The 18,732-nt window shown below is 69.5% G+C and carries 21 protein-coding genes and 1 pseudogene; 8 read left to right on the forward strand and 14 right to left on the reverse strand.

The window, feature by feature from the left end:
* Entirely contained in the window at window positions 1-288 is a 288-nt protein-coding gene (locus BZY54_RS15685; RefSeq protein WP_086725808.1) for a DUF1905 domain-containing protein, read from the forward strand.
* 117 nt (window positions 289-405) lie between these two features.
* On the opposite strand, the gene BZY54_RS15690 is transcribed toward BZY54_RS15685, so the two are convergent.
* Window positions 406-1,539 carry a hypothetical protein gene (locus BZY54_RS15690; RefSeq protein WP_143668059.1) on the reverse strand — a complete coding sequence of 378 codons (1,134 nt, stop codon included), beginning with the start codon at window positions 1,537-1,539 and terminating at the stop codon, window positions 406-408.
* 281 nt (window positions 1,540-1,820) lie between these two features.
* On the opposite strand from BZY54_RS15690, the gene BZY54_RS15695 reads away from it, so the two are divergent.
* The gene (locus BZY54_RS15695) at window positions 1,821-2,465 is read left to right on the forward strand and encodes a CBS domain-containing protein (RefSeq protein ID WP_086725810.1); all 645 of its coding nucleotides are present in this window, start codon (window positions 1,821-1,823) and stop codon (window positions 2,463-2,465) included.
* A 458-nt stretch (window positions 2,466-2,923) separates the two neighbouring features.
* Here BZY54_RS15695 and BZY54_RS15705 read toward each other — a convergent pair whose 3' ends face one another.
* From BZY54_RS15705 to BZY54_RS15740, 8 genes and pseudogenes are all read right to left on the reverse strand, one after another.
* A complete protein-coding gene (locus BZY54_RS15705) occupies window positions 2,924-3,598 on the reverse strand; it encodes a contact-dependent growth inhibition system immunity protein (protein ID WP_086725812.1) in 675 nt (224 codons plus the stop codon).
* Window positions 3,599-3,620: 22 nt separating this feature from the next.
* Window positions 3,621-3,995 (reverse strand): RNase A-like domain-containing protein, encoded by a 375-nt coding sequence (locus BZY54_RS15710; protein WP_279634684.1) that lies wholly within the window; start codon window positions 3,993-3,995, stop codon window positions 3,621-3,623.
* Complete coding sequence (locus BZY54_RS15715; RefSeq protein ID WP_086725814.1) at window positions 3,974-4,462, reverse strand: hypothetical protein; 489 nt, start codon at window positions 4,460-4,462, stop codon at window positions 3,974-3,976. The genes BZY54_RS15710 and BZY54_RS15715 overlap by 22 nt, the downstream gene beginning before the upstream one ends.
* Window positions 4,463-4,481: 19 nt before the next feature.
* Window positions 4,482-6,176: an RNase A-like domain-containing protein gene (locus BZY54_RS15720; protein WP_143668060.1), complete on the reverse strand. Its 1,695-nt coding sequence runs from the start codon at window positions 6,174-6,176 to the stop codon at window positions 4,482-4,484.
* A complete protein-coding gene (locus BZY54_RS15725) occupies window positions 6,176-6,496 on the reverse strand; it encodes a WXG100 family type VII secretion target (RefSeq protein WP_086725816.1) in 321 nt (106 codons plus the stop codon). Before BZY54_RS15725 ends, BZY54_RS15720 begins: the two co-directional genes overlap by 1 nt.
* A gap of 56 nt (window positions 6,497-6,552) precedes the next feature.
* Entirely contained in the window at window positions 6,553-6,984 is a 432-nt protein-coding gene (locus tag BZY54_RS15730; RefSeq protein ID WP_086725817.1) for a WXG100 family type VII secretion target, read from the reverse strand.
* A gap of 229 nt (window positions 6,985-7,213) precedes the next feature.
* Window positions 7,214-7,893 (reverse strand): annotated as a pseudogene (msrA, locus tag BZY54_RS15735) (peptide-methionine (S)-S-oxide reductase MsrA).
* Window positions 7,894-7,984: 91 nt separating this feature from the next.
* Window positions 7,985-9,103: a hypothetical protein gene (locus BZY54_RS15740; protein WP_086725818.1), complete on the reverse strand. Its 1,119-nt coding sequence runs from the start codon at window positions 9,101-9,103 to the stop codon at window positions 7,985-7,987.
* A 161-nt stretch (window positions 9,104-9,264) separates the two neighbouring features.
* On the opposite strand from BZY54_RS15740, the gene BZY54_RS15745 reads away from it, so the two are divergent.
* Window positions 9,265-10,419 carry a cystathionine gamma-synthase gene (locus BZY54_RS15745; protein ID WP_086725819.1) on the forward strand — a complete coding sequence of 385 codons (1,155 nt, stop codon included), beginning with the start codon at window positions 9,265-9,267 and terminating at the stop codon, window positions 10,417-10,419.
* A gap of 91 nt (window positions 10,420-10,510) precedes the next feature.
* Here the strand turns inward: BZY54_RS15745 and BZY54_RS15750 are convergent, their stop codons facing one another.
* From BZY54_RS15750 to BZY54_RS15760, 3 genes are all read right to left on the reverse strand, one after another.
* Entirely contained in the window at window positions 10,511-10,759 is a 249-nt protein-coding gene (locus tag BZY54_RS15750) for a hypothetical protein (RefSeq protein ID WP_086725820.1), read from the reverse strand.
* Window positions 10,760-10,823: 64 nt separating this feature from the next.
* Window positions 10,824-11,327, reverse strand: coding sequence for a sigma factor-like helix-turn-helix DNA-binding protein (locus tag BZY54_RS15755; protein ID WP_208640670.1), 504 nt, complete (start codon window positions 11,325-11,327; stop codon window positions 10,824-10,826).
* Between the two features lie 173 nt (window positions 11,328-11,500).
* Window positions 11,501-12,058: a MarR family winged helix-turn-helix transcriptional regulator gene (locus BZY54_RS15760; protein WP_244217183.1), complete on the reverse strand. Its 558-nt coding sequence runs from the start codon at window positions 12,056-12,058 to the stop codon at window positions 11,501-11,503.
* Between the two features lie 161 nt (window positions 12,059-12,219).
* Here BZY54_RS15760 and ilvA point away from each other — a divergent pair, with 161 nt between their 5' ends.
* The 3 genes from ilvA to BZY54_RS15775 all read left to right on the forward strand — a co-directional run bounded on the left by ilvA (window position 12,220) and on the right by BZY54_RS15775 (window position 15,543).
* On the forward strand, window positions 12,220-13,449 hold the full coding sequence (gene ilvA, locus BZY54_RS15765) for a threonine ammonia-lyase (RefSeq protein ID WP_086725822.1): 1,230 nt from the start codon (window positions 12,220-12,222) through the stop codon (window positions 13,447-13,449).
* 226 nt (window positions 13,450-13,675) lie between these two features.
* Window positions 13,676-14,689, forward strand: coding sequence for an ATP-binding cassette domain-containing protein (locus BZY54_RS15770; protein ID WP_086725823.1), 1,014 nt, complete (start codon window positions 13,676-13,678; stop codon window positions 14,687-14,689).
* Complete coding sequence (locus tag BZY54_RS15775) at window positions 14,686-15,543, forward strand: ABC transporter permease (protein WP_086725824.1); 858 nt, start codon at window positions 14,686-14,688, stop codon at window positions 15,541-15,543. Before BZY54_RS15770 ends, BZY54_RS15775 begins: the two co-directional genes overlap by 4 nt.
* Before the next feature lie 90 nt (window positions 15,544-15,633).
* On the opposite strand, the gene greA is transcribed toward BZY54_RS15775, so the two are convergent.
* Together greA and BZY54_RS15785 are read right to left on the reverse strand one after the other, a co-directional pair.
* A complete protein-coding gene (gene greA / locus BZY54_RS15780) occupies window positions 15,634-16,134 on the reverse strand; it encodes a transcription elongation factor GreA (RefSeq protein ID WP_086725825.1) in 501 nt (166 codons plus the stop codon).
* 176 nt (window positions 16,135-16,310) lie between these two features.
* A complete protein-coding gene (locus BZY54_RS15785; protein ID WP_086725826.1) occupies window positions 16,311-16,709 on the reverse strand; it encodes a DUF4307 domain-containing protein in 399 nt (132 codons plus the stop codon).
* 205 nt (window positions 16,710-16,914) lie between these two features.
* On the opposite strand from BZY54_RS15785, the gene mca reads away from it, so the two are divergent.
* Both mca and BZY54_RS15795 read left to right on the forward strand, forming a co-directional pair.
* Complete coding sequence (gene mca / locus BZY54_RS15790; RefSeq protein WP_086725827.1) at window positions 16,915-17,793, forward strand: mycothiol conjugate amidase Mca; 879 nt, start codon at window positions 16,915-16,917, stop codon at window positions 17,791-17,793.
* A 6-nt stretch (window positions 17,794-17,799) separates the two neighbouring features.
* Window positions 17,800-18,057, forward strand: coding sequence for a hypothetical protein (locus BZY54_RS15795; protein ID WP_167414002.1), 258 nt, complete (start codon window positions 17,800-17,802; stop codon window positions 18,055-18,057).
* Window positions 18,058-18,732 lie beyond the last annotated feature (675 nt).

Raw genomic sequence — 18,732 nt, forward strand, 5'->3', positions numbered from 1 at the left:
GTGGATCTCGTCTTCACCGGTCGGGTGATCGAATGGCGCGGGCCGTCTCCGTACCACTTCGTCCGTGTGCCCGACGAGGAGTCCGCCGATATCCACGAGGTGGCTGCGACGGTCACGTACGGCTGGGGCGTGATCCCGGTCAGGGCTCGGATCGGCGAGGTCGCGTTCGGCACGTCGCTCTTTCCCAAGGACGGCGGCTACCTGCTGCCACTGAAGAACGCGGTGCGCGGGCCGCAGGGCCTCGCGCCAGGGGATGACGTGACCGTGGAGGTGACCGTCCGTCTGTAGCCCCAGACAGTCCGTGCGGCGATGGCCGGGTCCGTTCTCGATCCACGGGAGAGGGCGTGGTTCGATATGGCTGACGGCGTGGTGGTCCAGGTGTTGGCGAGAGCGCTCGCGGCCTGATCAGAGCACCGCGAGCGCTTTGTCTATGCGCCGTGCCGTGCCCTTGTGCGTGACCCATCTGCTCAGGGTCTCCAGTTCCGCCCGTGCTGCCCCGTTCCCGAGCAGAGCCAGCGCGACGATGCCCGCCTCCGCCACTTGCGGCGAGCGGGGAGCGCCTCCGGAGCGATGGTTCAGGGAGGTCTCGACGAGGCCGACGAGGGCATGGACGGTGTCCGGCTCAGGCGGAAGGAGGGAAAGCATCCAAGCGAGTCCACGGAGCACATGGGAGTTGTAGGGGTCGAAACACGCGTTCACATCGAACGGGAGGTGCGGATGACCGAGAAGCGGGAAGGTTCGATCCAGATGAGCCAGCTCCAGCCACCTGAGCACTGCTCGTCGTGCCTCCTCCGGGCCGACGGCGTCCAGCAGGGCCGATCCGGTCCGTCTCCACTTCGCCGATGGTGCGTCGGCCGTCGCGGGGGCCGCATGCTCCAGCAGCCGCTGCCACGGCTCTCCTCCGGCAGTTGCTTCCTTGAGAGCCGCGTCGGCCCACGGTTCGCCGGGATTGAGCACCGGACCAGGAAAATGAGCCAGTAGGTTGCGCATTTCGGGTTCCGCGCCGTTCGCGGCCGCCTGCGTGCGACGGAAGCCCGGCAGGTTCACCGCCGCACTCGTGCGCCGGAAGGCGGCCAGGACGGCCGTGTCGGGAGTACGCCCGGCTGCGAGTTCCGCGTCGGCCAGTTCCCAGATCCGGTGGCTCGACCAGATGAGGTACTGGTCCCTCAACCGGGAGAGCTGTTCCCGGCGTTCGGCAGCCAACAGGTCCCCGTCGAGGCCACGGACGACTCCGGAAGCGACCATGAGGAGTTCGGTGCGAAGGTATCCCCGATCCCGCCTGAACTCCTCGGCGGACCAGTCATCTTCCACGTGGGCGTACCAACGGGCCCATATGCCGGCGAGCTCCTGCCGGTCCTTGTCGGGCAGCGCCCTTAGGAGCTCCATGTTCTCGGACCCCACACCGGTCATGGAGCCGTTGTTGCAGGCGGCCCGCATGACGGCGCGAGACAGCTCAGGCAGGTCGCCTCGCTCCGCCAGGGCCCGGTACTGAGCGGCCTGTTCCGCCAGGACCTGGGTGTTCCCCATCCATCTGCTCATGACCGGCAGCCTAGAAGGGGCCGCTGACATCCGACCTGTCCCCTCGGGTAGGGCTCAGCCGCTCTCCCGCCTCGGAAGAGCGTCGATGAATACTTCCCCGTGGCTTCAGGCGCGGTGATCGGAGTCGCTGGACGCCACCGGGGGACCGCTGGCCCTCCCCGCCAGGCCGAACGTCACTGGTCGCCGGAGCGGCGCGGTGTTGTCATTGGTAGAGACGGGCGTGGACGAGCGGTCGCGAAGGCCGGGGCACGCGCCGTCGCGAAGCGGAGGAGGCCGATGCCATGCTGCACCGCCGCACGGTCGGTGACGTGATGACCGAAGAAGTCATCACCCTCCGCCCCGACACGCCGTTCCAAGAGATCGCCTCCCTGCTGGACGCGAACGACATCGCCGCGGCACCGGTCATCGATGACGAGGGCGCCCCCGTCGGCGTCGTGTCCGCGTCCGATGTACTGCGGCACGAGACCGGCATGCCCGATCCACAGGGGCAGGACGGGAACGACGAGCGCGCGTGGGGCAAGGCCCGGGCCCGGACCGCGGGCGCGCTCATGAGCAGCCCTGTCTTCACCGCCCGTGCTGACTGGACGATCCCACGGGCCGCGCGGGAACTTCGCAGGCGGCACGTCAAGCAACTGCCGGTCGTCGGCGACCACGGGCTCCTGACCGGCATCGTCAGCCGTAGCGACCTGCTGAACGTCTTCATCCGCTCCGACGTCGAAATCCGCGGCGAGATCGAGCGGGACGTCCTGGGGCGCATCCTCGGCCTGGAAGAGGGCAGCGTCGCGGTCGAGGTCCAAGAGGGTGCCGTTACCCTGCGGGGTCACGTTCCGGAACCGCGTCTTGTCCCGGTGGTCGTGGGCCTGTGCCAGGGCGTCGACGGTGTCGTCGCCGTGGACGCCCACCTCGTGGCGGCCCGGACGGACTAGTCGCTGGTGACTTCGCACGCCGGAGCGATGCACGTCGGGCTGTCCGCCCGTGCTTGATCGCTCGACGTCCGGGACTCACGGAACTGCCCGCCCAGCTTGAAGAGCCCGGTCACTGCGGCACTGCCTTCGTCTGCGGTCAGCGACCGGAAGCGCGATGTGTCGACCGCTGGCCGTACGAGGCGGAGAGCGAGTGCTCTCCGGACGAGGTTGGTGCCATGGCACAGGTCTTCGGCGAGCCATTCGCGGAAGCCCGCGAGCGCCGTTCGACCGCTGCCCTCGTGGTAGCCGTCGAGGTAGGCCGCGTAGGGCCAGAAGGGGCCGTCCAGGCCGTAGGCGCCCGGACGTCATCGGATGTCCGCCGACAGATCCAGGGGATCCAGCCGTACTGCCTGATCCCCCGGAAGCGAGTCGGCGGTCTGGCGGACGACATGATGTGACGTCGGCACGTCGACTTCCGCTCAGGACCCGTAATCGGCCCGGGGGGCGGCGAGCCGGCCGGCGGCGACCGCGAGCCAGCCGCCGGGGGAATACGGTGCCGGCGGATCGACCTCCATGCCCAGTTCGGCGACGGCGAGGGCGTAGTCGGACTCGTCGAGATCCAGCGCGAGGAGTTCGTGCAGCTCCCCTACGAGGTGAGCGACGAGCTGTGGGTCGGTCGAGGCCCGATAGTCCTCGAGGGCTGCGTCGTGGTTGTCGAACTCGTCCGGCATGTCCTGCGAGAACCAGCCGCCGAGGAACTGGCCGAGCTCGGGGAAGCGGGCGTGCCATTCCCAGTGGGTGACGGGGGCCGCCGGGAGCGGGACCTCGCCTTCTTCGACGCTGTGCCTGATGCGGTCGGCGAGGCAGAGCAGCCACTGCTGGACCGCGCCATCGGCCAACCCGACGTCGGGGATCACGTAGAACTCCCCGAGGCGCTGCCGCAGCCGCCCCGGTGGATTCTCGGCGTAGTCCCGCAACTGCCGCTCGGCGATGGCGAGGGCCCACGGGCGGCTGTGCCAGGTCTGCCGTAGGTAGGCGGTCAGGGCTTGGCCGGGCTTGTCGGGGGTGTCGTCGGCCGGCTGTCCGGCGTAGGCGCGCAGGACGTGGTCGAGTTCGCCGTATCGGCGGTCGTGTTCGAGGGGGCTCAGCGGCACGGTGGTCTGCCTCTACGGGTTGCTACAGGTAGATGGGGAAGGTGGCGTGGACGGCGAAACCGTGGGGGCGGGAGGCGTCCCGCTTGAGGATCACACGGGCCGCCCGCACATCGACGGACCCCCGTCCGGCCAGCATCATGGCCTGCAGAAGGACGCGTCCGACCGGCTCGGACCGGGACGGCCAGGACGCCTCGATGGTCAGGCGCGGGCGCGTCGACTGCGCGAGCCAGCGGTGGATGAGCTGCTCGTTGGCGGTGACGACGTGCTGGGTGGCCCATTGGGCGGTCTCGTGGTCGGGGTAGGTGGCGGAACGGGTGCGCACCTTTGGTCTCTCCTGAATGCTGCGGCGGGTGATTGTCGGATGGGCGCGAACGGCTAATCGTCCTCGAACCGCCAGAGCACCAGGACGTTCTCACCCGAAACCCCGATGAGACAGACGTCGATGGTGGTGTCGGCAAGGGCATTGGTGTGAAATGACGAGGCAAGGAAATCTGCCTCTTCGCCGTCTTCCGCATGCCCATGATTGGTGAAGAAGCGTGCGCCATCCCCTACGGCCTTCAAGATGTCCCGCAGACAGGAATCGCGTTCCGTATTTGGAATGCGAAGGGATGCGTGAGGACCGTACAGAAGAGATCCGACCGAGATCAGCCGGGCCAGATCCAAGGCTTGGGCAGGCGAGACCTCCAGAAGGTTGTTCCGCAACTCGCTGCGGTCTACCTGCCGGAGCACGGGATTCCCCTGGATCGTTTCTATTACGGTGCCGTGCCAGTCCGTGCCCCTGCGGGCTACGAGCGCGGCGAAGGACTGGCGTTCCTCGAAACGTCCCCGCGCGCAGGCGGGCAGACCCGTCTCCCTCTCCGTCACAGATCCTCCCGATGTGTGCTCACGGCAGCGTGGGCATGGACGTGTAGACAACATAGGGCGGGTGAAGGCCGTTCTTGTACTTGAGTACGACCTTCACCGTGTGCGTGTCCTGCGCCGCACTCGCCCTGGGGTTGCCTGCCTCAACGGTACGACCGGTCACAGCATTGAACTCCACCGGATCGAGGGTCAGAATCGAAGTGTCGCGACGCGGTCTGGAGAGCCATCTCTTTATCTTTTCCTGATTGTCCACTCCGGCGTTCTGCTGACCAGAATGAGCGGGCGGCCCCACATATTCCAGCGTGTCTTGAGTGTACTTCTGGGCGGATGTCAGGTTCGTGAAGCTGGAAGCGGCATCGATCGTCGGCTGATCCCTGAGCCGCTGCGCGAGCTGCTCATCGGTCTTGCCCACATGTTTGTCGATGATGTGGCTTCCGTGGACTCCTTCCTGATTCGCCAGATCGACCGGATACGCGTGATTGGCCTCGCTGTCCCCGGGCACCGTGTAGAGCGGATCGCCCTTGAAATCAGTCAGGGCGCGCGCACCGAACGCCTCCGCCCTGGCCGATTCGGCATCAAAGGTCGGTGCGCTCGAGTATGCCTCGTCCAGTGCCGGCAGCAGCGCCTTGATTTCGCCGACCTGTCGATGGACCCGGTTGTTGTAGGCCGCCACGGCGTCGTTCAGGGCGGCCTCGTCGATGTCCAGGACGATGCCGACCGAGAGGTCGGTGACCAGGCCCTTGCCCGCGTGCCACAGTCCTTTCACCAGGCTCTTGGCATCCGTGATGTCCAGTTCTCGCGGATCGAGCTGCTTGAGGCTGTCCAGGACGGCTTGGCGGTAGATCCGGTGTAGATCGTCCCGGACGTCCTCGGCCGCCTTGGCGACGGCATAGACCGCATCGACCATGGCGTCGCAGGTGTCGAACAGGACGGCGAAGACGGGATGGCTGGTCCCTCTCTTCTTCGCGTCGTCGTTGGACCAGTCGTAACCCTCGCGGTCTTTGCCCCAGGCGGAGGTTCCCCACAACGTGCTGCAGAACGTCCGCATCGCGTTGTACCACTCCTGGTCGGCCTGGTCGGTGATGCTGCCGACGAGGCCCGTCAGCGTCCCGTCCACCAGGCCGAGCGTGGTCTGCGGCATCCGCCATGTCTGGGAGATCGAGTACAGACGCAGGTGGTTGGGCAACGGCAGGATGGTAGCCGCCTTGCCCCAACGGCACTCGTGCTCCAGCAAGGGGCGCAGGACAGCCAGAACCGCTGCTTCCAGGCCTTCCAAGGCCTCCTGCATGATGCTCTGGCCGGGGTCGAGGTCACCCCACTTGAAGTCCGTGACCGGACCGTATGCAGGGGGTTTGTCGATCACGTACGGGATCGGCCGGGGCGCCGGATGCGCTGACGGAGAAGGGTGCGTGGCAGCGTCCGCCGCCGCGTAGTTGTTGGCGGTGGTGGTGAATCCGACAGCGGCGCCGCCGACACTCACCACGGATCTGGCCCAGACTTCGAGGAACCTGTTGGCGACCTTGACGTAGGCGGCCGTGAAGTCCTTCATGGCCGATCCGTTGCCGCCGCCGTCCGGGTAACGTGCCAGTTCGTCGAGGAACGACTTGATGCCCTGGTCAAGAGGGTCCTGTTGGCCCGCCACATTCGTCGAGACCCCGTAGAGAACAGACGGAGTCACATCGATCGTGCCGTTCTGTGGAGCCGGCGGAGTGGCCATCAGGCGGCTCCCCAGCCGCGCAGCACCGCCCGGTGTGCCGCCGCGTAGTTGGCATGACCGGTGGTGACGTAGGCGTGCAGCCACTTCTGAGCGGTCTGAAGGTCCTGTGCAGAGCGGTCCCACTCGTCGAGCTTCTGTACGAAGACCTCGCGAGCCTCGCCCTTCCACGACAGCACGACGGGTTCGACGCGCTCGTAGAGGCCCTCCAGCTTGTCATTGAGCTGCTTGAGGATGTCCTCGAGTTCGGTGGCGAGTTCCTGGAGAGCGGAGAAGGAGACGCTTATATGGCCGTCGCTGCCATTGGTGGGCCCGGTCGACATGATCCCCCTTGGTGTCGGCAACTGGGTCTGAGCTGAGACTTGGCCTTCGCCTCAGCTCAGAAGAGGTCGAGGCTGCTGCGCGGCGGTGGCGGTGCGCCGCCTGTCCCGGCCTCCGGATTGGGCGTGGAGAGCTTGTCGACTTCGGTGCTGAGATCCACCTGGACACGCTGTATCTGTTCGAGCACGTCAAGGTCGTGCTCGCTGAAGCCGTCCCGGCTCAGGCGCACGGCCTCCTCCAGCAGCTTCAGCACTTCACGGATGCGCACGGCGTCCTCGGCCGCCGCCCGGTGGAACTCGCGGTACGCCGTCGCCGCCGGACCGCGCCAGCCTGCCTCGATGCGGTCGACGATCGCGTCCATGCGTTTGACCTGCTTGTCGAGATGGTCCTGCATGTCGCCGAGGTCACCGGCGAGCTTCGTCAGGCCCTTCGACGACACGCGCAGATCGGGGCCGCCTTTCTCGTCCGCGCCTGTGTCGGGTACTCCCATGCCGCATCCCCCATCCTGTCGGCATCTCGTGTCTCAACAGACTTGGGGATCTTACGGAGGGAGCACCGGCAGGAATGCATGGGGCCAATACAGCAAGACTCGGAGGGCGGACGGACGTGCCGGGGAACGGAACGGGAACGCGCCCATGGTTCGCCTCCTTCCCCCGGCCGTGGTACCGCATCGCCCATCGACCCCACGGCCGGTCAGCGACGGCCTCAGGCTGGTTCTGCTACTCCTCCAACGCCTCGGGCACCGGAGCGATGCCCGTGGGGCAGGACACCCCTGTCCCGCCCAGCCCGCAGTAGCCCGCCGGGTTCTTGTCGAGGTACTGCTGGTGGTAGGCCTCCGCCGGGTAGAAGGGGCGGTCGGTGGCGGGGAGGATCTCTGTGGTGATCACGCCGTGGCCGGCGGCGGTGAGGGCCTTCTGGTAGGCGGCGCGGGCGGCCTCGGCGGTGGTGGCCTGGGCGGGTGTGTGGGTGTGGATCGTGGAGCGGTACTGGGTGCCCACGTCGTTGCCCTGGCGGAAGCCCTGCGTGGGGTCGTGCGACTCCCAGAACGTCTTCAGCAGGCGGTCGTAGGAGATGACCTCGGGGTCGTAGACCACGCGGACCACCTCCGCGTGACCGGTCAGGCCCGAGGAGACCTCCTCGTACGTCGGGTTCTCGGTGTAGCCGCCTGGTAGCCGACCAGGGTGGTCCACACGCCCGCGGGGAGCCGCCAGAACTTGCGCTCGGCGCCCCAGAAGCAGCCGAGGCCGAAGTCCGCGATCTCCAGGCCCTCGGGGTAGGGGCCGAGCAGCGGGTTGCCGAGGACCGTGTGGCGGGCGGGGACCGTGAACGCCGGCTCCGGGCGGCCGCGCAGAGCCTGCTCGCGGGTCGGCAGCTGGGGCGTACGACTGTGCAGGAACATGCGGTCTCCAATCCGGGGATCGGGAGGCTTCAACGAGTGCGGGCCCAGGCGAATTCCGGGGTCCGACGCCCCCGCGCCCCGCGCGGGAGCGTCAGTGCGGCAGGGTCGCCGGGCTGCCGCCGTTCGCCTCGTAGCCCGCCACCGCCAGGGCCCGGTAGACCGCGAACTCCGCCGCCGGGTCCTGGGACAGGGTCCAGGGCAGCGCGCCCACGTGGCCGTCGACCTGTATGAGCTGGCTCATGGCCTCGGCCCAGCGCTCGGAGCGGACCAGGAAGAAGATCAGCAGATGGCGGACGTGCGCCGCCACGGGGTCGCCGGGACGGGCCGAGTGGACCGCGTGGAGCGCGCCGTGCACCGCCTTGGTCACGACCTCGCTCTGGTAGAAGCTGCTGACCAGGTTCACCTCGGGCAGGTGCTCGAAGACCGCGAACAGAGGCATCGCCGCCAGCAGGGAGCCCCGCGGAGCGCGGGCCGCCGCCGCCTCGGCGAACGCCATCGCCAGCTGCCGGGAGCCGTGCCACTTCTCGCACCAGTAGTGCAGGGCCGCCAGGTGTGCGCCCATGTGGGTCGGCGCGCGGTCCAGGATCTTCAGCCACAGCTTCTCGAAGTCCGGCTGGGAGTAGGCCAGTCCGCGCGCCACCGACAGCTCGACGATGTACGGGATCGGGTCGCCCGGCGCCAGCAGCGCGGCCTGGCCGCACGTCTCCCGGGCCTCCTCCATGATGATCCTGAACTCGTCCGTCCCCGGCGTCGACGTCCGCCACGCCTGCTGCGCCAGGAACTCGGCGTGCACCGCCGCACCGCCCGGGTCCTTGGGCTGCTCGGCCCGCCACACCCGCAGCCACTGCCCGCCCGGCGTCTCGTGGACCCCGCCCGGCCGCTGCTGCAGCTCCAGCGCCGCGGCACCGGCGAAGGCCTGCACGCGCTGCCAGCGCAGCTCGCCCTCCCTCTCCGTACCCGCCAGGAGTTGGGCGGCCGCGCGGTAGTCCTGCGTGCGCTGCACCAGGTCCAGCACGTCCAGGAGGTCCTGGTCGGGGCCGGGCATGCGGACGTCGAGCTCCTCCTGGGGCGCGAATCCGTAGTTCGCCGGGTCCGCGGCGTCCGGGTGCCCGGGCGGCACCTGCTCGATGACGCCACGCCTGCGCCTCAGGAACGGAAGCAGCACGAAGCCCAGCATGACCAGCGCCATCAGGACCCAGAGAATCTCCATGACTCAAGCGAACCAGACCGTGCCGACAATTGGCCAACCCGTGCCGCGGGCCTGTGGAAAACTCCCGCGTCCCGGCCCCTTTCCGCGCCGGGCCCCACCGTCGCGGGCCGCCACGCACCGTTGTCCCGCACCAGGCCCGTGGGCGCACTACCCTCGGGCCCATGAGCGACAGGCACATCAGTCAGCACTTCGAGACGCTCGCGATCCACGCGGGCAACACCGCCGACCCCCTCACCGGCGCGGTCGTCCCGCCGATCTACCAGGTCTCGACCTACAAGCAGGACGGCGTGGGCGGTCTGCGCGGTGGCTACGAGTACAGCCGCAGCGCCAATCCGACCAGGACCGCCCTGGAAGAGAACCTCGCCGCCCTGGAGGGCGGTCGCCGCGGGCTCGCGTTCGCGTCCGGACTGGCGGCCGAGGACTGCCTGTTGCGTACGCTGCTCAGCCCGGGTGATCACGTGGTCATCCCGAACGACGCGTACGGCGGCACGTTCCGCCTGTTCGCCAAGGTCGTCTCCCGCTGGGGCGTGGAGTGGTCGGTGGCCGACACCAGCGACCCGGCCGCCGTGCGGGCCGCGATCACCCCGAAGACCAAGGTGGTGTGGGTGGAGACCCCCTCCAACCCGCTGCTCGGCATCACCGACATCGCCGCCGTCGCTCAGGTCGCCCGGGACGCCGGCGCCCGGCTGGTCGTCGACAACACCTTCGCCACGCCGTACCTGCAGCAGCCGCTCGCGCTCGGCGCGGACGTCGTCGTGCACTCGCTGACCAAGTACATGGGCGGCCACTCGGACGTCGTCGGCGGCGCGCTGATCGTCGGCGACGCCGGACTCGGCGACGAGCTGGCGTACCACCAGAACGCCATGGGCGCCGTCGCCGGCCCCTTCGACTCCTGGCTGGTGCTGCGCGGCACCAAGACGCTCGCGGTGCGCATGGACCGGCACAGCGAGAACGCGACGAAGGTCGCCGACATGCTGTCCCGGCACCCGCGCGTGACGCGCGTCCTGTACCCGGGCCTGCCGGACCACCCCGGTCACGAGGTCGCCGCCAAGCAGATGAAGGCGTTCGGCGGCATGGTCTCCTTCCAGGTCGAGGGCGGCGAGGAGGCTGCCGTCGAGGTCTGCAACCGGGCCAAGGTGTTCACGCTCGGCGAGTCCCTGGGCGGTGTGGAGTCCCTGATCGAGCACCCCGGACGGATGACGCACGCTTCCGCGGCGGGCTCCGCCCTGGAGGTCCCAGCCGACCTGGTCCGTCTGTCCGTCGGCATCGAGAACGTCGACGACCTGCTGGAGGACCTGAAGCAGGCCCTCGGATAGCGAGCGGCCCGGCCACCGGCCCGATCGGTCCGAGCAGGACGGCCGAGGGCCTGAAGAGGGCGGCCGCGGTCCGGTCCGGCCACCGCGGCCCTCACCAGCCGCTCACGGGTGGAGTCGTCTGCGACGGCGGCTCCACCCAGGGCCGTACCGTCAGCGCCCACACGGTGAACGCGACCACCGCGGCGAACAACAGCAGCCACATCGTGCGTCGGGCGAGTGTCCTGCGGCGCAGCATGCGGCCCCCGCGGCGCACCACGTCGGCGTACAGCTCCGCAGGCACCTGCGGAGGCGTCTGCTCCAGGAGCCGCCGCACGGCGGCCTCACGCTCCATCCGGTTCACGTCCGCCTCCCTTCACTCCGCCCGCCGCCACCAGCTACGCGTCTGCCTGTTGCCTCGTGCGCCGCTACGACGGGGCCACCTCCGGGTCGCGTACCGCGGGGGCGGGGCGCGCGGGTGGCCGGGCCAGGGTGGTGATCGCGCGGTCGCAGATGACGCGGACGCGTTCCGGGGGCAGGCCGAGCAGCGCCGCCGCCTGCTCCTCGGCGACCCCCTCGTACAACCTGAGGACCAGGACGAGGCGCTCCTGGGGGGTGAGGGCGGCCAGGGTGCCGGGGAGTCTGGACCGGCCGCGGCCCGGTCCGCCGTGCTGGTGCCATGCCTCACGGGCGAAGCGGCCGGCCAGGTGCTGGCGGGCACGCTCGTACGGGTCCTCGCCGCGCAGCCGGTCCCAGCACGCGTACGTGTGCGCGAGGGCCAGGGTCAGCAGGCGGCACGCGCGCGGGTTGTCATTCGGGGCCTCCGCGGTGAGCAGCGTCGCGGCATGCAGCAGCCGCCCGGCCGCGCCCGCGACGAACGCCTCGAACTCCCGGGCCCGGCGAGCGCCTTGGAACGCCTGCCGTTCTCGCACCGCGCCTCCCCCAAGGGCGATCCTGAAGAAGCGGGACCCCGTTCGCGTACGGGATACGGAACCGTTGTGCGTCAAGGCCCCGGTCTCACTATCACGCCAGGGGTGGCCCGGGGGTCAAGAGCCGCGCGCCACGCCGACGGGACGGCCGGCGGAGTGCGGCTCGCGGGCGCGGCTCAGGAGGCCGGCGTCGTCTCCGCCCCGGCCCCGGTCGCCGCACCCGACCCCGGCCCTACCCCCGCTTCCGGCGCCGGGCCGGAGCCCTGGGAGGCCTGACGGGTGGAGAGCGCGTGGTTGAAGCGGGTCAGGAGAGAGCAGAAGGTCTCGCGCTCCTCCGGGGCCCAGTCGTGGGTCAGCTCCGCCATCAGCCTGCGCCTGGACGAGCGCACCTCCTCAAGCCGCGACAGCCCTCGCGGGGACAGCTGCAGCACCACGGCCCGCCCGTCCTCGGGGTGGGAGGTGCGCTTGACGAGTCCGGTGTCGACGAGCGGTGCCACCTGCCGGGTGACGGTGGAGGAGTCGATGCCCATGCTCGCGGCGAGCGCCTTGACGCCCATCGGGCCCTCCCGGTCCAGCCGGTTGAGCAGCAGATACGCGGCACGGTCCATGGAGTTGCGCACCTGGCCGACCCCGCCGAGCCGGGTCTGTTCCGCACGGCGGGCGAACAGCGCCACCTCGTGCTGGAGGGTGTCGAGGAGACCGGGATCACCGACGGTCGTCATGTCCATCGACATTTCAGGTGTTGTGGGCATGGCCGGAGGCTCACTTCTGACGGGCTGCTGGGTTGGGGGACAGGGTACGCGGCCCGGCGGCAGGTCGTACCGGCGCTGCGCAAACCGGTCCCAGAGGTTGGTCACACCGGCCCGTCGCGCCCGTGAACTGCGAGACTTGGGGCATGAGCTATGGCACGGCTGTCTCCTTCCCGCTCGTCACCCTCGACGACGTGCGGGGCGCCCAGAAGATGCTCTCCGGGGTGGCGCGGGCGACCGCGATGGAGAGCAGCAGGCACCTGTCCCAGCTGGTGGGCGCGCCGGTCCACCTCAAGTGCGAGAACCTGCAGCGGACGGGCTCCTTCAAGCTGCGCGGCGCCTACGTCCGGATCGCCGGTCTGCTGCCCGAGGAGCGCGCCGCCGGCGTGGTGGCCGCGAGCGCCGGCAACCACGCGCAGGGGGTCGCGCTGGCGTCGTCGCTGCTCGGCGTGCACGCCACGGTGTTCATGCCGAAGGGCGCCCCGCTGCCGAAGATCAGCGCGACCCGGGACTACGGAGCCGAGGTGCGGCTGCACGGTCAGGTGGTCGACGAGACGCTGGCCGCCGCCCAGGAGTACGCGGCCGAGACGGGCGCGGTGTTCATCCACCCCTTCGACCACCCGGACGTCATCGCGGGTCAGGGAACGGTCGGGCTGGAGATCCTGGAGCAGTGCCCGGAGGTGCGCACGATCGTCGTCGGCATCGGCGGTGGCGGGCTCGCGGCCGGTATCGCGGTCGCGGTGAAGTCGCTGCGCCCGGACGTGCGGATCGTCGGGGTGCAGGCGGCGGGCTCGGCGGCGTACCCGCCGTCGCTGGCGGCCGGGCGCCCGGTGGCGATCGAGAACCCGGCGACGATGGCCGACGGCATCCGGGTGGGGCGGCCGGGCGACGTGCCGTTCGGGATCATCGACGAGCTGGTCGACGAGGTGCGCACGGTCAGCGAGGACCAGCTGTCCGCCGCGCTGCTGCTGTGCCTGGAGCGGGCCAAGCTGGTCGTCGAGCCGGCCGGGGCGAGCCCGGTCGCCGCGCTGCTCGGCGCGCAGCGCGACATCGTGGGCCCGGTGGTGGCGGTGCTGTCCGGCGGCAACGTGGATCCGGTGCTGCTTCAGCGAGTGCTCCGGCACGGTATGGCCGCGCAGGGCCGCTACCTGGCCGTTCGCCTGCGTCTGACCGATCGTCCGGGGGCGCTCGCCACGCTTCTCGGGGTGTTGTCAGTGGTCGACGCTAACGTCCTCGATGTGAGCCACGTACGGACCGACCCACGGCTCGGGCTCACGGAGGCGGAGGTGGAACTGCACCTGGAGACGAAGGGCCCGGAGCACTGCGCCGAGGTCGGTCGGGCCCTGCGCGACGCCGGTTACACGGTCATCGACTGAGCCGTCGGGCAGCGGAACACCGAGGTCAGAACCCTCTTCGTCACTCGTTCGGGCAAAATCGTTGAGAGACGCGATACATCGCGTTATGGTGTGTCGCACGTCATGGCATCCATGGCATCCATGGAGTCGTGACGTATCCCCGCGGGTCTGGAAAATTCCAGCGCATCACGGCCAAGGCCTGCGAACCTAGCCTTTTCGACCCATCCCCGATGACGTGGAGACTCACATGCCAGGCGCCATCTACGCCGAAGGCCTGGTGAAGACCTTCGGTGACGTAAGGGCTCTGGACGGCGTCGACCTCGATGTCCCCGAGGGCACGGTGCTGGGACTGCTCGGGCCGAACGGCGCGGGCAAGACCACCACCGTCCGCTGTCTGACCACCTTGCTGCGCCCCGACAGCGGCAAGGCCGTCGTCGCGGGCATCGACGTGCTCAGGCACCCCAACGAGGTCCGCCGCTCGATCGGCCTGTCCGGTCAGTTCGCCGCAGTCGACGAGTACCTGACCGGCCGCGAGAACCTCGAGATGGTCGGCCGGCTGTACCAGATGCGGGCCAGGGCGGCGAAGGACCGGGCGCAGGAGCTGCTGGAGCAGTTCAACCTCGCCGACGCCGCCGACCGGCCCGCGAAGACCTACTCCGGAGGCATGCGCCGCCGGCTCGACCTGGCGGCTGCGCTCGTCGTGTCCCCGCCGGTGATGTTCATGGACGAGCCGACCACCGGCCTCGATCCCCGCAACCGCCAGCAGCTGTGGGAGGTCATCAAGCAACTGGTCTCCGGCGGTACGACCCTGCTGCTGACCACCCAGTACCTGGAAGAGGCCGACCATCTGGCGCACGAGATAGCGGTGGTCGACCACGGCCGGGTCATCGCGCGCGGCACCTCCGACCAGCTCAAGGCCCGCACCGGCGGCGAGCGCGTCGAGGTCGTGGTGCACGAGCGCGAGGACATCGCCACCGCCTCCGAGGTGCTGCGCGGCTTCGGCAAGGGCGACACCACGGTGGAGGAGCACACCCGCAAGCTCACCGTGCCCGTCACGGGCGGCGCGAAGCTGCTGGCCGAGGTCATCCGCGAGCTGGACGGCCGCGGCATCGAGATCGACGACATCGGACTGCGCCGGCCGACCCTCGACGACGTGTTCCTCTCCCTGACGGGGCACGTGGCCGAGGTCAAGGACGGCGAGGGCGGCGCGTCGGGCACCGGCGCCAAGGACCGCAGGCGCAAGAAGGAGACCGTCAAGTGAGTGCCGTCACCGAGACCGCGCGGACCGTTCCGCCCGGCAACGCCGTCACCCAGTCCGTCCGCGACTCCCTCGTCGTCGCCAAGCGCAACCTGATCCGCATGTCCCGGATCCCCGAGATGGTGATCTTCGGGCTGATCCAGCCGATCATGTTCGTGGTGCTGTTCACCTACGTCTTCGGCGGCTCCATGAAGATCGGTGCCACCACCGACGCCACCACGTACAAGAACTTCCTGATGGCCGGCATCTTCGCGCAGACCGTCACGTTCGCCACCGCCAGCTCCGGCGCGGGCATCGCCGACGACATGCACAAGGGCCTCATCGACCGCTTCCGCTCGCTGCCCATGGCGCGCGGCGCGGTGCTGACCGGGCGCACCTTCGCCGACCTGGTGCAGACGGCGCTGACCCTGCTCGTCCTGGCCGTCGTTGCCCTGCTGGTCGGCTGGCGCGTCGGCTCGGACTACGACACGAACACCGGCCGGGTGCTGGCCGCCTTCGGGCTGCTGCTCCTGCTCGGCTACGCGTTCACCTGGATCGGCGCCCTGATCGGCCTGTCGGTGCGCACCCCCGAGGCAGCGACCTCCGGCGGACTGATCTGGCTGTTCCCGGTGACCTTCATCTCCAACGCGTTCGTGGACTCGGGCAAGATGACGCCCTGGCTGCGGCACATCGCGGAGTGGAACCCGTTCAGTGCCACTGTCCAGGCCTCCCGGGTGCTCTTCGGCAACCCGGGCCAGTCGCAGTCGGACGCCTGGCCGATGCAGCACCCCGTCTGGGCCTCGCTGATCTACTCGGCCCTGATCATCCTGATATTCCGCACCCTGGCCGTACGCAAGTACCGCTCGGCCACGGCCTGAGCACGGCCGGCCCATGGCACGACGAAGCCCCCGGCACTCGATCGGGGTGCTGGGGGCTTCGCCGAAGAGAGGGGTTGTCCGCGCGGGCGCTCAGCCCGTGTACGGCTCGGCCTTGAGGATCGTCACCGAGGCCTTCTTGCCGTTCGGCAGCTCGTACTCCGCGTCCTCACCGACCTTGTGGCCGATCACGCCGGACCCCAGCGGGGACTGCGGCGAGTAGGTCTCGATGTCGGCGCTGGCGTACTCGCGCGAGGCCAGCAGGAAGGTCAGCGTGTCGTCCTCGTCACCGTCGAAGGCGATCGTGACGACCATGCCGGGCGCGACCGCGCCGTCCGTGGAGGCCGGAGCCTCGCCGACCTTGGCGTTCTCGAGGAGCTGGGTCAGCTGGCGTACGCGGAGCTCCTGCTTGCCCTGCTCCTCCTTGGCCGCGTGGTACCCGCCGTTCTCGCGCAGGTCGCCCTCCTCGCGCGCGGCCGCGATCTTGGCGGCGATCTCCGTGCGCGCAGGACCAGTAAGGTACTCAAGCTCGTCCTTGAGCTTGTTGTACGCCTCCTGGGTCAGCCAGGTGACGTTCTCGCTGGTCTGGGTCACAGGTGCTCCTCGTCGGTACTGGGAATACAAAGCATCGCCCTACCCAGAAGAATGTTCCCTCATGGATGGGCGAAACCACGAGCCTAACAATTCACGGGGGAAAGGGGGAGGACATAAGCCTCAGATTCACGTCAACGCAGGTCAGTGCCTACGTATTCCGGATGGCACCGGAGCGTTCAGTCGGCGTGGCAGCCCAGCAGCTCGCCGGTCGTCCCCCGGGACGTCGTACGCAGAGTGAGGACCTTGTCGATCTGCTTGGCGTGCTCGTCGAAGCGGAAGTCGGCCCGGCCCACCTCGTTGCCGTTGGCCGCCTGCGAGCGCAGCGTGCAGTAGCCGCGGGCGTCGGCGTCCTTGTGGACCTCCAGATGGACCCGCACCGCGTTGTCCGAGGTCTCGAACGAGACGACCTGCGCGCTGATCTTGTTCTGCGCGACGTAGTGGTAGGCGAAGTAGCCGATCAGGGCGAGCAGAACCGCGCCCAGGGCGACGCCTGCGATCTTGAGCTTGTGGTCGGCACGCTCGTCCGAGGAGCGGCCGTAGCGGCCCTCGGGCAGCCGCGTGCTCGCCGTACTCATGATCGTCCTCTCGGCCGGGGCGGGACGCACGTCCCGCGGGGGGCTCCCGGAGCCGTACTCCGGAATTATTCCGCCCCCGATTCGGTCACTATAGAAGCCCCGGCGCGCCGCTCGGCCGCCACCCCGCGACGACGCACACCCACCGGGGTGGGACCCGCACACGCCCGCCGACACCGGGTATCGACCTGACCTTGAGGAATGAGCCTTGACTGACCAGCTGCGACTGATGGCCGTGCACGCGCACCCCGACGACGAGTCGAGCAAAGGCGCGGCCACCATGGCGAAGTACGTGTCCGAGGGGGTGGACGTGCTGGTGGTGACCTGCACGGGCGGAGAGCGCGGCTCCATCCTCAACCCCAAGCTCCAGGGTGACAAGTACATCGAGGAGCACATTCACGAGGTGCGCAAGAGGGAGATGGACGAGGCCCGGGAGATCCTCGGCGTCAAGCAGGAGTGGCTCGGCTTCGTCGACTCCGGGCTGCCCGAGGGCGACCCGCTGCCCCCGCTGCCGGAGGGCTGCTTCGCGCTCGAGGACGTCGACAAGGCGGCCGGTGAGCTGGTGCGGAAGATCCGCTCCTTCCGCCCGCAGGTGATCACCACCTACGACGAGAACGGCGGCTACCCGCACCCCGACCACATCATGACCCACAAGATCTCGATGGTGGCGTTCGAGGGCGCCGCGGACGCCGAGAAGTACCCGGAGGCGGAGTACGGCCCGGCGTACCAGCCGCTGAAGCTTTACTACAACCAGGGCTTCAACCGTGCCCGCACCGAGGCCCTGCACAAGGCCCTGCTCGACCGCGGCCTGGAGTCCCCGTACGGTGAGTGGCTCGAACGCTGGGAGAAGTCCGGCCACAAGGACCGCACGCTCACCACGCACATTCCCTGCGCCGACTTCTTCGAGGTCCGCGACAAGGCGCTGATCGCCCACGCCACGCAGATCGACCCCGACGGCGGCTGGTTCCGCGTGCCGATGGAGATCCAGAAGGAGGTCTGGCCGACCGAGGAGTACGAGCTCGCGAAGTCCCTCGTGGACACCTCGCTCCCCGAGGACGACCTCTTTGCGGGCGTCCACCGCCTCTGAGGGACAATGCCTGACATGAGCGCAAGCGCGAGCCTGGCAACGACGCATCTGGTCACTCTGGCCGAGTTCGACCAGAACAAGGTCACCCCCGGCGTCCTCGGCTTCATCGTCTTCGCGGCGATGGCCCTGGCCGTGTGGGGCCTGATGAAGTCCATGAGCCGCCATATGGGCAAGGTGGACTTCAAGGAGCCCTCGGAGACCGAGAAGAACAAGCCCCGCAAGGGCACCCCGGGAAGCGGCACGGCCCAGCCCTCCAAGGGCTGACCGAGGCCGGCTCTTGGAGGGCTGAGACACCGGCTCACGCCCCGCCCGCACGCGCGGCGTGCCGTCGTGACATCCAGCCGGTCGACGTGACCCCGCGCCACCCGGCCGGGTGACACGGGTCACGCAACCATGCCCGGTCACGCCCGGACCGGTGTCGGCCGTCCCCGCATCGGGGCCCCCGCGCCCGGCAGGCCGGGTGATCGACCCCGCGCCGAACTCTCACACGGGACGGGCGATCGGTCCCCGCGCCGAGCCCCACACCCGGGACGGCGGGCCATCGGCCCCGCACCGAGTTCTCATGCCGGGACGGCGGGCGGTTTGCTCGCCCGCCGCGTCTTCAACGCCTGTACTGGGTGCTCGCCCGCCCGGACACCCTGCCCGCGCCCGGACCGGGGCGGTCCGCCTCGTGCCGAGGTGCTGCACGCCCGAGCCGGTGCGGTCGGTCACGCATCGAGGCCCCTCGGCCCGCGCCGTTCCCTCACGTCCTGGCCGGGGGTGGCCCGCCTCGTGTCGAGGTGTACGTCCGCGCTGGTGTGGCCGGCCTCGCATCGAGGCCTCCCGCCTGCGCGGGTCGTCCGGCCGGCGCCGATCCTTCACACCTGGACCGGGGCCACCCGGCCCGGCCTCAGCCCTCACCCCCAGCTCCGGTTCTCCCGGCCCGCGCCGTTCCCTCAC

It is taken from the genome of Streptomyces carpinensis, from assembly GCF_002154505.1.
GTDB lineage: Bacteria > Actinomycetota > Actinomycetes > Streptomycetales > Streptomycetaceae > Streptomyces > Streptomyces carpinensis.

Excerpts from the sequence above, each read along its gene's own strand:
- BZY54_RS15690 (WP_143668059.1), bottom strand. The coding sequence starts at position 1,539 with ATGAGCAGATGGATGGGGAACACCCAGGTCCTGGCGGAACAGGCCGCT.
- BZY54_RS15695 (WP_086725810.1), top strand. The coding sequence starts at position 1,821 with ATGCTGCACCGCCGCACGGTCGGTGACGTGATGACCGAAGAAGTCATC.
- BZY54_RS15720 (WP_143668060.1), bottom strand. The coding sequence starts at position 6,176 with ATGGCCACTCCGCCGGCTCCACAGAACGGCACGATCGATGTGACTCCG.
- BZY54_RS15725 (WP_086725816.1), bottom strand. The coding sequence starts at position 6,496 with ATGTCGACCGGGCCCACCAATGGCAGCGACGGCCATATAAGCGTCTCC.
- BZY54_RS15730 (WP_086725817.1), bottom strand. The coding sequence starts at position 6,984 with ATGGGAGTACCCGACACAGGCGCGGACGAGAAAGGCGGCCCCGATCTG.
- BZY54_RS15740 (WP_086725818.1), bottom strand. The coding sequence starts at position 9,103 with ATGGAGATTCTCTGGGTCCTGATGGCGCTGGTCATGCTGGGCTTCGTG.
- BZY54_RS15745 (WP_086725819.1), top strand. The coding sequence starts at position 9,265 with ATGAGCGACAGGCACATCAGTCAGCACTTCGAGACGCTCGCGATCCAC.
- BZY54_RS15760 (WP_244217183.1), bottom strand. The coding sequence starts at position 12,058 with ATGTCGATGGACATGACGACCGTCGGTGATCCCGGTCTCCTCGACACC.
- ilvA (WP_086725822.1), top strand. The coding sequence starts at position 12,220 with ATGAGCTATGGCACGGCTGTCTCCTTCCCGCTCGTCACCCTCGACGAC.
- BZY54_RS15770 (WP_086725823.1), top strand. The coding sequence starts at position 13,676 with ATGCCAGGCGCCATCTACGCCGAAGGCCTGGTGAAGACCTTCGGTGAC.
- BZY54_RS15785 (WP_086725826.1), bottom strand. The coding sequence starts at position 16,709 with ATGAGTACGGCGAGCACGCGGCTGCCCGAGGGCCGCTACGGCCGCTCC.
- BZY54_RS15795 (WP_167414002.1), top strand. The coding sequence starts at position 17,800 with ATGCCTGACATGAGCGCAAGCGCGAGCCTGGCAACGACGCATCTGGTC.